The sequence below is a fragment of the Corallococcus sicarius genome (assembly GCF_003611735.1).
Classification (GTDB): Bacteria; Myxococcota; Myxococcia; order Myxococcales; family Myxococcaceae; genus Corallococcus; species Corallococcus sicarius.
On the sequence record NZ_RAWG01000026.1, the window covers coordinates 38,532 to 52,725 of the forward strand.

The 14,194-nt window shown below is 70.0% G+C and carries 8 protein-coding genes; 2 read left to right on the forward strand and 6 right to left on the reverse strand.

All coding sequences use genetic code 11. The features are described 5' to 3' along the window. Positions 1–63 precede the first annotated feature (63 nt). Entirely contained in the window at positions 64–5,157 is a 5,094-nt protein-coding gene (locus D7X12_RS06200) for a GAF domain-containing sensor histidine kinase (RefSeq protein WP_120624331.1), read from the forward strand. A 23-nt stretch (positions 5,158–5,180) separates the two neighbouring features. On the opposite strand, the gene D7X12_RS06205 is transcribed toward D7X12_RS06200, so the two are convergent. Continuing rightward, positions 5,181–6,548: a phosphoinositide-specific phospholipase C-related protein gene (locus tag D7X12_RS06205; RefSeq protein WP_120624332.1), complete on the reverse strand. Its 1,368-nt coding sequence runs from the start codon at positions 6,546–6,548 to the stop codon at positions 5,181–5,183. Positions 6,549–6,719: 171 nt separating this feature from the next. Then, the gene (locus D7X12_RS06210; protein WP_158619979.1) at positions 6,720–7,346 is read right to left on the reverse strand and encodes a TetR/AcrR family transcriptional regulator; all 627 of its coding nucleotides are present in this window, start codon (positions 7,344–7,346) and stop codon (positions 6,720–6,722) included. 270 nt (positions 7,347–7,616) lie between these two features. On the opposite strand from D7X12_RS06210, the gene D7X12_RS42285 reads away from it, so the two are divergent. Further along, complete coding sequence (locus tag D7X12_RS42285; RefSeq protein ID WP_158619980.1) at positions 7,617–8,108, forward strand: hypothetical protein; 492 nt, start codon at positions 7,617–7,619, stop codon at positions 8,106–8,108. A 39-nt stretch (positions 8,109–8,147) separates the two neighbouring features. Here the strand turns inward: D7X12_RS42285 and D7X12_RS06220 are convergent, their stop codons facing one another. From D7X12_RS06220 to D7X12_RS44095, 4 genes are read right to left on the reverse strand one after another with little or no spacing between them, the layout of a single operon-like run. Further along, positions 8,148–9,164: a tetratricopeptide repeat protein gene (locus tag D7X12_RS06220; protein WP_120624335.1), complete on the reverse strand. Its 1,017-nt coding sequence runs from the start codon at positions 9,162–9,164 to the stop codon at positions 8,148–8,150. 12 nt (positions 9,165–9,176) lie between these two features. After that, the gene (locus tag D7X12_RS06225; protein ID WP_120624336.1) at positions 9,177–12,356 is read right to left on the reverse strand and encodes an efflux RND transporter permease subunit; all 3,180 of its coding nucleotides are present in this window, start codon (positions 12,354–12,356) and stop codon (positions 9,177–9,179) included. A 9-nt stretch (positions 12,357–12,365) separates the two neighbouring features. Continuing rightward, positions 12,366–13,910, reverse strand: a complete 1,545-nt coding sequence (locus D7X12_RS06230) for an efflux RND transporter periplasmic adaptor subunit (protein WP_120624337.1) — start codon at positions 13,908–13,910, stop codon at positions 12,366–12,368. Beyond that, positions 13,910–14,056 carry a hypothetical protein gene (locus D7X12_RS44095; RefSeq protein ID WP_244224387.1) on the reverse strand — a complete coding sequence of 49 codons (147 nt, stop codon included), beginning with the start codon at positions 14,054–14,056 and terminating at the stop codon, positions 13,910–13,912. The genes D7X12_RS06230 and D7X12_RS44095 overlap by 1 nt, the downstream gene beginning before the upstream one ends. Positions 14,057–14,194: the final 138 nt, after the last annotated feature.

Genomic DNA, 14,194 nt, shown 5'->3' on the forward strand with positions numbered 1-14,194 from the left:
GGGAGCGCTTGAGCTTTATGCACTGCAGCGCTCCTCCGACTCTCCGATACTACGAAGGTGAGGATGGACGAGAAGATGGACGTGCTCCCCGGGTACACCCTGGACGCGGTCGTGCGTCAGGGGGAGAGCGCGGTCGTCTACCGGGGAGCATCCGCCGCCGGCCGCCGGGTCATCGTGAAGATGCTGCGCTCCCAGCAGCCCTCCCCGAGAGAGCTCGCGGAGCTCCGCCACGCGTTCGAGTTCGGGCGCGAACTCGACTCTCCGGCCGCGGTGCGCACGCTGTCCCTGGAAGCGTCCGGTGATCGCTTCGCGCTCGTGTTCGAGGATGCCGGAGGACGATTCCTCGACGAGTTGCTCGAAGGCCCGATGGAGGTCGGCCGCGCGCTCCACCTGGCCGTCGGCATCGCCCAGGCGCTCGCCGACCTCCACGGCCACGGCGTCATCCACAAGGACGTCTGCCCGGAGAACCTGGTCGTCGATGCTGAAAAGGGCCACGTCCAGCTGACCGACTTCGCCCTGGCCTCTCGTGTCGGGAGCGAGCCCTCGTCGCCCCTCCCCGTGCCCAGGCAGGTGGTGGGGAGCCTTCCGTACCTTTCGCCCGAGCAGACCGGTCGCATGGACCGTCCCCTCGACGCGCGCACGGACCTCTATTCGGCGGGCGTCGTGCTGTACCAGATGCTCACCGGGCAGCTGCCCTTCCAGGCCGAGGATCCGCTCGGGTGGATCCACAGCCACCTTGCCCGCACGCCCCGGCCGCTCGTGGAGCTCCAGCCCCACCTCCCGGCCGTGGTGTCGGACCTGGTGCTGCGCCTGCTGGCGAAGGCGCCCGAGGACCGCTACCCGACAGCACAAGCGCTGCTCACGGACCTGCTGAACTGCCGCCAGCAATGGACCTCGAACCAGCGGATCGAACCGTTCGCGCTCGGCACCAGCGACGGGCTCGGACAGCTGCGAACACCGCAGCTGATCCCGCTGCGGGAGGCCGAACTCGGGCAGCTGCGCGCCGCCTTCGAGCGGGTGGTGGCCACGAAGCTCCCGGAGTTGTTCCTGGTGATGGGGGAGGGTGGCGTCGGCAAGTCGTCCCTCGTGGCACAGCTGAGGTCCACGGTCCTCGATCAGGGCGGCCTCTTCCTGACGGGCAAGTTCGACCAGCAGCAGGAGGCTCCCTACGCGGCCTTCGCCCACGCGTTCCAACCCCTCTTCCGGCAGCTCGCCGCGGAGGAGGCCTCCCCCAGGGCTCGCTGGCGGGAGCGGCTGGATGCGGCGCTCGGCGCGAGCGGGCAGTTGATCGCCGACCTCATCCCCGAATTGCTCCTGGTGACCGGGCGGCTGCCGGAGGTCGCGTCGCTGCCTCCCGTCGAAGCCCAGAGCCGCTTCCTCCTGGTGTTCCGACAGCTCCTGGAGGCACTCACCGGGGAGCACCCGGTGACGCTCTTCCTCGATGATCTGCAGTGGGCCGACGAGGCCAGCTTGCGGCTGCTCCAGCACCTGGTGTCGCACCCCGCTCCCCACCCCCTCCTCATCGTCGGGGCCTGCCGCGACCGCGACAGGGCACCGTCCGACCCGCTGGCGGTCACCGTGGGCCAGCTCAAGAAGGGCCCGACCCGGGTGACGGAGCTCTCCTTGCTCCCGCTGTCGCTCGAGGGCTGCGCGCAGCTCATCGGAGACACGCTCGGCGCCGACCCACGGACCCTCGCTCCGCTGACGGCGTTGGTCTACGAGAAGACCCACGGCAACCCCTTCTTCACCGTCCAACTGCTCTTCGCGCTCCATCGCGACGGCCTGATCTCATTCGACCGGGGGCGCGGCACCTGGCGGTGGAGCGCCTACCGGATCCGCGCGCTGGAGCTGAGCGAAGACGTCATCGGGCTGATGCTCGACAAGCTGCGGCGCCTCCCCGCCGTCACGCAGGAAGCGCTCAAGCTCGCGGCGTGCCTGGGCGCGACCGTCGAACCTGGACCGCTCCTCGTGACGGGGGGCTTCTCGTCGGAGGAGGCCCTGCGCGCCGCGCTGGACCTGGCGGTGCGCGAGGGGCTGCTTCTCTCCCTCGACGGCACCTATCGGTTCCTGCACGACCGCGTCCAGCAGGCCGCCTACGCGCTCCTCGAGCCCGAGGCGCGCGCGGCCACGCACCTGCGCATCGGTCGCCAGCTGCTCGCGCACACCCCACCGCAGCTGTTGCCCGAGCGGGTGTTCACCCTGGTGAGCCAGCTCAACCAGGGCGCGCATCTCATCGAAGCGCTGGACGAGCGCATCGCGACCGCCCGGCTCAACCTGCTCGCCGGCAGGCGGGCCAAGGCTGCCTCCGCCTTTGGCGCGGCGATCCAGAACCTCCAGGCGGGCCTGGCGCTGCTGGCTCCCGAGCCCTGGCGCGCTGATCATGATCTCGCCCAGGGCCTCCACCTGGAAGAGGCCGAGAGCGAGCTGTGCGCTGGCAATCTGGACAAGGCCGAGCGCCTCCTGGCCGTCCTGCTGGCCCATGCGAGGACTCCCGCCGAGCGCGCCAGCGCCTACCGGGCGCAGATCGACCTTCACACCACGCGGGGCGCGCTGAGCCTGGCCATCGACAGCGCCAGTGCCTGCCTCCGTCAGTACGGCATCGAGCTGAGCCCGCAACCGACGCTGGCGCAATTGGAGGAGGCGGATCGCACCGTGGCGCAGCTGCTCGGAGCGGAAGCCATCGAAGCGCTGCTCGGCCTGACCCCCATGCGGGATCCCGACATGGAGGCCGCCATGAGCGTGCTGGCCACCTTCCTGCCGACGGCCTACTTCTGGAACCCCCAGCTGCACCACCTGGTGGCGTGCCAGATGGTGATCCTCACGCTCCGGCATGGACTGACCTCCGCCTCCACGGTGGGGCTCACCGCCTACGGCTTCGAGCTGGTCATCACCCAGCAGCAGTACGCCAGGGCCGCCCGCTTCGCCCGCGTGGCGCTCGCGTTGGTGGAGCGACACGGCTTCCTCGCGGATGAGGCGAAGGTGTGCCTGGTCGCGGGCGTTGCCCTCCTCCCCTGGGTCGAGTCGGTGCGCTCCCTCTTCCCCTTCCTCGACCGGGTCCTGCGCGCCGGAAGGCGGGCGGGAGACGTGGTCTTCGTCTGCCTCGGGCTCACCCACCGCTGCCTGCTGTCGCTCGCGGCGGGTGAACGGCTCGAAGAGGTGGAGCGCGCGGCGCGGGACGCCGCGGATTTCAACCGCGGCGTCGGGAACGAGCCGCTGGCCATGTGTGTGGAGATCGTCCAGCGCTTCGCCCAGTCGCTGCGCGGTCGTCCTCCGGCCTTCCCCCTCGACCGGCTCGAGGAGGCGGCCTTCGCCGAGCGGGTAGGCCTCCACCCGTTGTTCGTCAGCTTCTGGTACCGCTTCCACCGCCTCGAGCTCCAGCTCCTCCTGGGCAACCGCGCGGCCGCGCTCGCCGAAGCGCGACAGCTCTCCGGCCTCATCGTCTGCCAGCGGGGCCAGTACGGGGAGGCCCATGCCGTCTTCATGGTCGCGCTGGCCCTGGCGGCCCATGGCGAGGAGGCCCCCGCGGAGGAGCAGGCGAAGTGGAGGGGCGAGCTCGACGGCCATCACGCCTTCCTCAAGAACCTGGCGGCGGTCTGTCCCGCCAACTTCCTCGCCTTCGAGGCGCTGGTGTCGGCCGAGGTCGCGCGGCAGCAGGGACGTGCCGAGGAGGCCATGGAGCACTACGAGCGGGCGCTCCGGGCCGCGCGCGCGAGCGGCTTCCTCCAATATGCGGCGCTGGCGGGAGAGCTGGCCGCGAGCTTCTACCGCTCCCGTGGCCTGCGCACCATCGCCGAGGCCTACCTCGAGGAGGCCTGGCGCGCCTACCAGGAGTGGGGTGCCCAGGCCAAGCTGCGCCAGTTGGAGCAGCTGCACCCCCACCTGGAGCAGCGCCTGTCGCGCGTGCTTCCCTTCCACCGGTCCGCGGAGCCCGCGCAGCTCGACGCGCGGGCGATGGCGCACGCGTCACAGGTCATCTCCCAGGAGATCGTCCTGCCGCGGCTGCTGGAGAAGCTCCTGCGAAGCGCGCTGGAGCAGGCCGGCGCGGAGCGCGGATACCTGATGACGCTCGAAGGAGGCCATCCCCTGGTGCGGGTGGCGGCCCAGCTGACGGAGTCCGGGATCCAGGCCTCCGTCTTCGGCGAACCCGTCGCCCCCGGTGCCGAGCTTCCGGGTTCGCTCCTGACGCATGTGCGGAGGATGCGGCAGCCCGTGTTGCTCGACGATGCCTCCCAGCCAAACCCCTTCTCCTCGGATCGCTACTTCGCCTCGCTGCGCGTGCACTCGGTGCTGTGCATTCCCCTCGTCCGGCAGGCCGACCTCGCCGGCATGCTCTACCTGGAGAACAACCAGCTCGCGGGGGCGTTCACGTCCGAGCGGATCCTCACCCTGGAGGTGCTGGCCGCGCAGGCCGCCATCTCCCTGGAGAACGCGCGCCTCTACCAGGCCGCCCAGGACGCGGTCCGCGTGCGCGACGACTTCCTGGCCATTGCCTCCCACGAACTCAAGACCCCCATCACGGCCATGAAGCTCCAGGTGCAATCCATCCGACGGGTGATGGGCACGCGGACGAATGACGCGCACACGGAGGGCCGGCTCGTCGCCCTGCTCGGGACCTTCGAGCGCCAGGTCAGCCGCCTCGCCTATCTGGCCGACGAGATGCTCGATGTGTCCCGGTTCAAGGCGGGCGTGCTGGCGCTGGCGTTGGAGCTGGAGGAGTTCGACCTGTCCGGTCTGGTGCGGGAGCAGGTGGACGCCCTGACGGATCGTCTGAAGGCCGCGGGGTGTTCCGTGGCGCTCGAGTTCGAGCAGCCGGTGGTGGGGCGATGGGATCGCATCCGCGTGGGGCGGCTCGTCACCAGCCTGCTCCTCAATGCCATGAAGTTCGGCGCGGGCCATCCCGTGGCGGTGCGGACGCGAGTGATGGGCGACTTCGCGCGTCTCGAGGTGCAGGACCGGGGAGGCGGGGTGGACCGTGCGGACCAGGCGCGCATCTTCGAGCGGTTCGAGCAGGCCGCGCCTGCGTACAACTATGGCGGGCTGGGCCTGGGGCTCTATCTCGCGCGGGAGACGGTCCGCGCCCACGGCGGTACCATCACCGTGGAGAGCGCGCTCGGCGCCGGCGCCACCTTCGTGGTGGATCTGCCCCGTTTGAAGTGAAGCCCCCGTTGAGGGTGGCCCGCTCAGGCGGTGATGGGGCCTATCTTGAAGGGCAGGGGAGAAGGCCCCGGGGTCCCCTCCACCGTGTGCCAAGCGCCCTTGTCATGGTATCGCAGAGCGGCGTAGGGCGAGTCACCCAGGGGCTGGTAGCGGATGGAGTCAACGCCCAGGTTGTCGCGGGCGAACATCTTCGAGGGCTTGAAGTTGAAGAGGATCACCTTCTTGTAGAGCGGCTCGGTGAAGAGCCGGGTCTGCTCAAAGTCGCGTCGCGTGGCAGCGGGATCCTCCGCCCAGTCAAAGAGCATGATCCCCACGCTGCCATGCCCTTGCGGGTTGCTGCTGCTCAGGTTGGGCAGCGTGGGTTCGGGTGACAGCAGCTGGTCCAACAAGGCCCCTACCAGCGGATTGATGTGGGTCGCATTGGTGATGGGGTAATACCTCAGGGAATCCACGTCCTGACGGTCCGACGACGACTGGTAGATCGCCGCGATGTTCAGTTCGTTGACGCGATAGGAATCAAAACTCCGCGTCCCGGCTTTGCCCGTGTGGTCGTGCCAGGCCTCGTACAAGAGGTGTCGCACCACGTTCATCTTGTCAGCGTAGGTGAGCTTCTGGTGCGGGCCGCTGTATTTCCAGGTGTAGAGCGACTGCGCATGCAGCGTGTTGATCCGCTTCGTGCCATCAGCGGCGGGGGAGGTGATGCCAAAATAGGGATTGTTGTCAAACCGGGCTTCGTCCTTCAGTTGATACAGGTCCAACCCGAACGCCTTCCGCTTTCCATGGGGGACCTCTGGATCCTTGAAGACGCGCCACAGCAGCAACTTCCCCTTCGCTTGAGCGAGCGTCATCCGCAGGAAGTCCTCCGCGGTGTGCTGGGTGTTGAAGTCCAGGCTCTTCATCCCGTGACTGGCGTCATCCACGCTCTTCCAGATGTCGTGGATGCGGGTGTGGGTGTCGTAGTCAGCGGGCTCCGTGTCGAGGTGGGTGTGGTCGCAATCCACCACCTTCATGATCACGCACTCGTCGCGGTGCTCCGGCTTGTTCATCCACGCGTAGATGTGCGTCAGGACGGTCTGGAAGGACAGCCTGCCGCCAGCGGCGTAGTAATCCCCCACGTCCTCAATCCCATGCACGACCTTCAAGCCCGTGGGGCCGTCGGTCTTGATGCGCACGTCGAGGAAGCGGACCCCCGCATCCAGCTGCTGCTCGAGCGTCGCATACTGCGTCGTGGAGATGGGCTTGCACGCCTCCAGGCGGCTGCACGAGTCGTGCGTGCCGGGGATCGACAAGTCCTTCAACCGGACGTCGGGCTTGAGTCTGGCGAGCAGCGACATCCAATTGGAAGGATCGACAAGGTTGTCAATCAGGTTGTCAGTCAGTGGAATGCTCATCGGGCGTTCTCCGCAGGGGGCGTGCCGCACCCCATTCCAAGAACGGTGCCAATGCCTGTGGCCCCTGTCTGGCCGTCGCGCCCTGGGAGGGACGCGTTGGCCGCATGGGTTTTCTGCGTCGGGGCTACACGCGGCGCGTCCCGTGCGAACGCAAGCGGACGGTGACGGGAACTACAGCCCTTCGCCCAGAACCCCGGTGACCTCGTGGGCCAGACGCTCCGCCTGCTCGGCGGTGATGTCGCCGAGCAGTCCCTCGACGATCATGCGGGCCAGCCCGAAGGTGAGTGCCTGGGCCGCGAGGACGCCCGCCGTGCGGCGCACGAGCGTGGGAGTCGCATCTCCGCCCCGCCGTTTGCCGAGGATCAGGTCCATCGCCTCGATGTTCATCGCTGACATCCGCTGCAGGACGGGGGAGGCGGCGATCACCTCGGCCCGGCTGAGCACGGCGAAGTAGGCGGGCTCCTCCACCGCGAACCGGACGTAGGCCACGCCGCGCGCGCGGTGGGCCTCGGTCGGATCCTCGTGGGAGCGGGCTGCTGCCTCCATCCGCGCCTGCAGCCGCTGTGCGGCATCTTCCGCGAGCGCGACCAGCAGGGCCTGCCGGTTCGGAAAGTGCCGGAAGGGAGCCGCCACGGAGACACCCGTGAGGCGGGCGAGCTCGTTCATCTTCACGGCGTCCACGCCGCGCGCGGCGATCGTCTCCAGCGCCGCCTGCAGGAGCGCGGTCCGCAGATGCCCATGATGGTAGGCGTCGTCCGCCTTGCGCTCCGGCTCCGTCTTGCTGCTCCTGCGCGCCACCGCCAACCTCCTTCGTGCTTGCTCACCCAGAGGATCCGATGCTATCGATGTGAGTGACACTAACATGTGTCGTCGTGCCCGGGAGCGGAAGCTGCGTGCTGTCCGCTCTTTTTCATCCCTGGATGTTAGTCGTATTTACATTGCATGCCGGCGAGGCCGCTCGCGCCGGAAGAGGAGGCGGTCATGAGGTCAGCGTGGGTGTGGCTTTTCCTGTGCGTCAGCGTCGGCTGTTCCACGCGTGCCAGGGCGGAGGAGGGAAGAAGTGGGCTCGTGCTTGGAGCGGCGTTTGGTGTCTCGTCCATCCGGACGGCGGTGGGGGCGGTGCCAGCCCGGATGGAGCTCTCCGCGTCGTTTCCGAACTTGAAGATCGGGGCGATGCTCCGGCACGACACCGCGCTGGTCCTGCACCTTCCCGGCAGCATCTACCGGTACAAGGGGGCTGGCAGGGAGCGGGACCGGGGCTTCGAAGGCGTCGTTCCCTCCCTCCAGTTCTGGCCGTTGGACCGGTGGTGGGTGATGGGCGGGGTCGGGCTGACGCTCGATGCGCCCGCCTTCTACGATGTGAAGAGCAAGGACGAGGGCAAGTTCCACCTGGGCCCGTCCGTGACGCTGGGGACCGGCTTCGAGGTCATCAGGGCAGGGCGCTTCGTCGTGGACGTCCAGGGCCGGGGCCACTACGGCGCCGCGAGTGTCCCTGAGGGGACGCGCAAGGGCCTGGCCTTCAATCTGCTGGCCGGCATCAACTGGTACCAGGGGAGATGACGGTCACTCGTGGAGGCGGGGACACGCGCCTTCCGTTCTTCAGGGCTCCGTGCGTTGGAGCCACACCTCGCCCACTCTGGGAGAGGTCTTCTCGAGCACCTTGCCGTCGGGAGCCACCGTGGACGTCTGACACACCACGCCCACCAGACCGAGGCACGCGTCGGCGAGCACCACGGAGCACGAGGTGTGCGGCAGCGGCCCTTTGGCGCAGCTGTCGAAGGTCTGCTGTGCGAGTTGCTGTTCGGCGCGCACGGCGGGGGATGGGCTGCGCTCCGCCTCGGCGCAGGCCTCTTCACTGCAACGCAATGCCGAGGGGCAATCCCTCACGCCACCATCGCAGCCGCCCGCGCGTGCGAGGCAGGTATCCGCCGCGCCCCGCACGGTGACCGAGGAGTCACACGACCCTCCTTGATGCCTCGCACACGGGCCGGTGAAGACCTCCGCTTTCTCCTCCGTCAGCACCAGGCTGGAGGGCAACGCCTCTCGCGGGGGCGAGCCCTCGATGCCGAACAGGGAGCCATTCCGGGGGCGCAATACCGAGTCTTCCGTCCCCTGCGCGAGTTCGCCGAGCGCCGCCGCCTGCTCCGACAGGGCCAGGTTCACCGCCGTCCCGGAGCTGCCCCCTCCTGAGCCGTACTCGGTCCACTTCGCTCCACAGGCGTACACCGGCGCGTTGCAAGCGCTCGCCTTCGTGAGGCGAGCGCACTGGCCGGGGCCGGGCAGCGCCACGCTCACGCCCAGCGCATTCAGGTTGAAATAGGCGGCCTTGCGCGTGCGCTCCGCGTCTGGAGGCAGCTCCGCCTTGCCGGGGGCCGCCAGCCGCACGGCGCGCAGGTTGGCGCGCACCGCTTCGGCCTTCCGGCCCTGCTTCATCAGGCACAGCCCCAGGTCCGACTGCACTGCGGCGTGCTCGGGGCTCAGCCTCGCTGCCTGCGCGTAGAGGGCGCAAGCACGCCTGTAGTCATCGGCTTCATGGGCGGTGAGCGCACTCGCGCGCAGCGCATCGAAATCCGCCGGGGCAGCGGCAAGGACGAGCACGGTCAACAGGGAGAGCACCCGTGCATCCTGTCATGCCAGCCCTGGCGGAGGCGCGGAGGCCGAACCCTGAAGTGCCACCTGCCGGGCCTCCTCGGAGTCTTCGTCGTCGTCGTGGCCTCCTTCGAGGTGCTCCTCCCCGTGGCCGCCCTGCTGGCCTGCCCCGAAGACGGCATAGAGGACGGGCAGCACCAGGAGGGTGAGGAGGGTGGAGGAGAGGACGCCGCCGATGACAACGGTGGCGAGCGGTCGCTGCACCTCGGCGCCTACGCCCGTGTTGAGGGCCATGGGCACGAAGCCCAGCGCCGCCACCGCCGCGGTCATCAGCACGGGCCGCAGGCGCCCCAGGGCCGCCGTGCGGATGGCTTCGAGCAGGGGCAGGCCCCGCGCGAGCAACTGCCGCACGCGCGAGACGAGCACCATGTCGCCCAGCACCGACACCCCTGAGAGGGCGATGAAGCCCACCGCGGCGGAGATGGAGAAGGGCAGTCCGCGCACCAGCAGCGCGAGCACCCCGCCCACCAGGGCGAAGGGCACGCCCGCGAAGATGCGCAGCGCATCCCACACCCGCCGGTACGTGACGTAGAGGAGGGCGAAGATGAGGGCGAGCGCGATGGGCACCACGACGAGGAGCCGGTTGCGCGCCCGCTCCAGGTTCTCGAACTGGCCACCGAAGCGCAGGAAGTAGCCCTGCGGCAGCTCCACCTTCTCGTGGAGCGTCGTGCGCACCTCGTCCACGAAGCCGCCCAGGTCGCGGCCGCGCACGTTCGCCTGCACCACGATGCGGCGCTTGCCCCACTCGCGCTGGAGGGTGGTGGGGCCGGACACCTCGCGCACCTGGGCCAGGCGCCCCAGCGGCACCCGCTCCCCTCCGGGGGCCACCACCGGGAGGGTGGCGAGCTTCGCCGGGTCCTCGCGGAACTCGTCCGAGAGGCGCACGGCGAGGTCGAAGCGGCGCTCTCCCTCACGCACCTCGCCCACGACGCGCGTCCCCACGGCCTCCACCACGTCGAGCACGTCGCGGGCCGCGATGCCGAAGCGGGAGATGGCCGCCCGGTCCACCACCACCTCGATGACGGGCTGGCCCGTCACCTGCTCCACCGTGACGTCCGCCGCGCCCGGCACGGCGCGCACGTGCTCCTCCAACTCGCGCGCCTTCGCCTTGAGGATGTCCAGGTCATCGCCGAAGAGCTTGATGCCCACGTCGCTGCGCACCCCGGCCACCATCTCGTTGACGCGCATCTCGATGGGCTGGAGGAAGGCCATGCGCATGCCAGGCATGTCCGCGAGCTCCGCCTTCATCTCCGCCACCAGCGCGTCCTGGGTGTCCGCGCGCTTCCAAGCGTCGCGAGGCTTCAGGGTGATGAAGACGTCCGAGAGCTCCACGCCCATCGGATCCGTCGCCACCTCGGCCGTCCCGGTGCGCGTCCACACCCGCTGCACCTCGTCCGGAAAGCGCGCCTTGAGCACCTTTTCGATGCGCCCGCCGTAGCGCACGGATTCATCGAGCGACACCTCCGCGAGCCGCACGGTGTTGATGACGATGGTGCCCTCGGACAGGCGCGGCACGAACTCGCTGCCCAACTGCGTGGCCGCGAGCCCCGCCCCCACCACCAGCAGGCCCGCGCAGGTGAGCACCCCCCGGCTGTGCCCCAGCGCCCAGTCGAGCACGGGCCGGTAGCCGCGTTTGAGGAGGGACACGAGGCGCGGCTCGCGGTGGGGCGCGCCCGTGCCCTTGCGCAGCGCATAGGACGCGAGCACGGGCATGAGCGTCATGGAGAGCAGGGCGCTGCCCAGCAGGGCGAAGATGACGGTGAGGGCCATGGGGCGAAAGAGGCGCCCCTCCACGCCCTCCAGCGTGAGGATGGGCAGGTACACCACCAGGATGATGAGCTCGCCGAAGAGCGTGGGCTTGCGCACCTCGACCGCCGCGTCACGCACCACCTCGAGCACGCTCCGGCTGCCCCGGGCCGCGGACAGCCGTCGCTCCGCGTTCTCCACCAGGATGACCGAGGAGTCGACGACGAGGCCGAAGTCGATGGCCCCCAGCGACATGAGGGTGCCGGCGATGCCGAAGCGCAGCATCCCGGTGAAGGCGAAGAGGAGCGACAGGGGGATGGCGGCCGCGACGATGAGCCCGGCGCGCCAGTTGCCCAGGAAGACGAAGAGGATGGCGATGACGAGCAGTGCTCCCTCGAAGAGGTTGGTGCGCACGGTGCTGAGCACGTGCTCGACGAGTTCGGTGCGCGCGTAGACGACGTCCACCTGCACGTCCCCGGGCAGGCTCGCTTTCGCCTCCTCCAGCCGCGCCGCGAGCGCCCGCGTCACCGTGTCCGGATTCTCCCCCATCCGCATGAAGCCGAGGCCCAGCACCACCTCGCCCTCGCCGTCCGCCGTCGTCGCGCCCCGGCGCGTCTCCGCCCCCGTCTCCACGCGTGCCACGTCGCGGATCCGCACGGGGACGCCCTGGCGCGCGGCCACCACCACGTCGCGGATGGAGGCTGCGTCCTCCAGCACGGCCACGCCCAGCACCAACGCCGCGCTGCCTCCGCGCTGCACCACCCCTCCGCCCACGTTCGCGTTGTTGGCCTCGAGGGCGCGGTACACGTCGCCGAGCGAGACGTTGAACTGCTGCAGGCGGCGCGGGTCCACCACCACGTGCCACTGCTTCTCCTCGCCGCCCCAGGCGTTCACCTCCGCCACGCCCGGCACGCTGCGCAGTCGCGGCGCGAGCACCCAGTCGTGCAGGGTGCGCAGCTCCTCGATGCTCCGGCTCCTGCTCTTGACGAGGTAGTGGAAGACCTCGCCCAGGCCCGTCGCGACAGGGCCCAGCGTGGGGCGCTCGATGCCCACCGGCACCTTGACGCGGCCCAGGCGCTCACTCACCTGCTGGCGGGCAAACCAGAGGTCGGTGTCGTCCTCGAACTGGAGCGTCACCTGCGAGAGGCCGAACTTGGAGAGGGAGCGCATCTCCGCGAGGCGCGGCAGTCCCGCCAGCGCCTGTTCGACGGGCACCGTGAGCTGGCGCTCCACCTCGGTGGGCGTGAGGGCCGGGGCCACCGTGTTCACCTGCACCTGGGGCGGTGTGGTGTCCGGGTAGGCATCCAGCGGCAGCGCCCGGAAGGACAGCACGCCGGAGATGATGAGCGCGAGGGTGGCCGCGAGGACGACCCCGCGGTGCTTGAGCGACCAGTCGATGACGTGGGTGAGCATGGGGGCGGGCTATTCGCCCTCCTCGCAGCAGCCCGCGCCGATGGACTCCTTGAGGATCTCCGTCTTGAGCAGGAAGGCGCCGGTGGTGACGACGTCCTGTCCGGGCTTGAGCCCCCGCACCACCTCGACGTGCGCCCCGCTGGCCGCGCCCAGCTCGACGGCCACGGGGGAGTACAGCCCTGCCTCCCGCCGCACGAAGACGAGCGACCTGCCCTCCGCGCGCTGCACGGCCTCGCGCGGCACCAGGAGCGCGTCGTGCTCGCCTTCTACCTGGATGCGTCCGCGCACGAAGGTGCCCGCCTTGAGCCGGGCGCCGGGGTTGGGCAGCTCGACGCGGGCCCGCACGGTGCGCGTGGTTGGATCCACCGACGCGCCCACCCGGGTGAGGGTGGCCTCGCGCCGCTCGCCGCGCGTGCCCTCGAGGAGCAGCTCCACCTTCTGCCCCGCCTGCACGTCGCCCGCGTCGGCCTCGGGCACGTCGAGCTGTGCCCAGACGGTGGAGAGGTCCGCCACCTGGAGCAGCACCTGACCCGGAGCGGCGCTGCGGCCCGCGACGGCATCGCGCATCACCACCGTGCCGGCGAAGGGGGCGGTGAGCGTGTAGCGCCCGCCGCTGGCCGTCAGGGAGGCACCAGAGGCCCCCAGCGCCGCGCGGGCACCCGCCAACTGGCCTTCGGCCGCGGCAAGCTCCGCCTGCGCGGCCTCCAGGGCCTTGCGGGCCGTGATGCCATTCTGGACGAGTGTCTCCTGGCGCTGCGCGTTCGCGCGGGCCGCGCTCACGCGAGCCTGGGCTGCGGAGAGCTGGCCCTGCGTCTCGCCAACGGAGGCGGAGGCGAGGGTGGCGAGCGGCTGGCCCGCCGTCACGGTGTCACCCACGTCCACCTTCACCTCGAGGACCAGGGCTTCACCGCGCGCGGACAGCTGCGCCAGCCGGTTCTGGTTGAAGTCGAGCTGGCCCACCACCTCCAGGGTGCGGCCGAAGCGCCTCTTCTCCACGCGCTCGGTCTCGATGCCGGCCTCTTGCGCCGTCTGCGCGGAGGCCAGGCGCACGCGCAGGGTGGGCGGGGGGAAGACGGGCGCCTCGGCGCCCGCTGCCTTCACGAGGTCGGGGTGGTGCACGGGGCACACCGACAGGGGGAAGCCGTGCTCACGGCAGTAGTCCCCCGCCTCGATGAACCGGGCCACCAGCTTCGGGTTGCACTTGGTGCACTGGCTCTCCGGCACCGCGTGCTCCTTGCACCAGTCAGCGGGTGGGGCGGACGCCGCGGTGAAGGTGAGCGTGGGGTCGTGCACCTTGCAGTGCGAGAGGGGCAGCCCGTGCTCCTCGCACCAGTCGTCCTGCGCCTTGAAGACGTCGATGAGGTCGGGGTCGCACTTCGTGCACAGCTCCGCCGGGACCCCGTGCTCGCACAGCTTCATGGGCGCTGGAGCCTTGGCCTCCTCGGGCGCGGCAGCGCGCTGCGCCGCGGGGGCAGGTGTCTTGTCCCTGTTACAGCCCGCCGTCCCCCACAGGAGGAGGGCGGCGAGCGCCGAGGGGCCGAGGCGGGCGCGCATTACTCCTTCACGCCCTTCTTCTTCAGCTCGTCGTGGCAGATGGAGCACTGGCTCTCGGGACGCTCGTGCTCGCCGCACCAGTCGCCCTTGGCCTTGAAGACGGCCGCGAGCTTCGGGTTGCAGCGGGTGCACAGGGTCTTCTGCACGCCGTGTTCGCACTTGGGCTTCTCCGCCGGGGCGGAGGTGGGCGTTGCGCCGGTTGCCTCGCCCGCGTGGGCACTGAAGAGCGGGGTGACGGCGAGGGCCAGCGCGAGGAGGAGGGGACCTGTCTCCTATACACATCT

Excerpts from the sequence above, each read along its gene's own strand:
- D7X12_RS06225 (WP_120624336.1), bottom strand. The coding sequence starts at position 12,356 with ATGCTCACCCACGTCATCGACTGGTCGCTCAAGCACCGCGGGGTCGTC.
- D7X12_RS06200 (WP_120624331.1), top strand. The coding sequence starts at position 64 with ATGGACGAGAAGATGGACGTGCTCCCCGGGTACACCCTGGACGCGGTC.
- D7X12_RS06230 (WP_120624337.1), bottom strand. The coding sequence starts at position 13,910 with ATGCGCGCCCGCCTCGGCCCCTCGGCGCTCGCCGCCCTCCTCCTGTGG.
- D7X12_RS06205 (WP_120624332.1), bottom strand. The coding sequence starts at position 6,548 with ATGAGCATTCCACTGACTGACAACCTGATTGACAACCTTGTCGATCCT.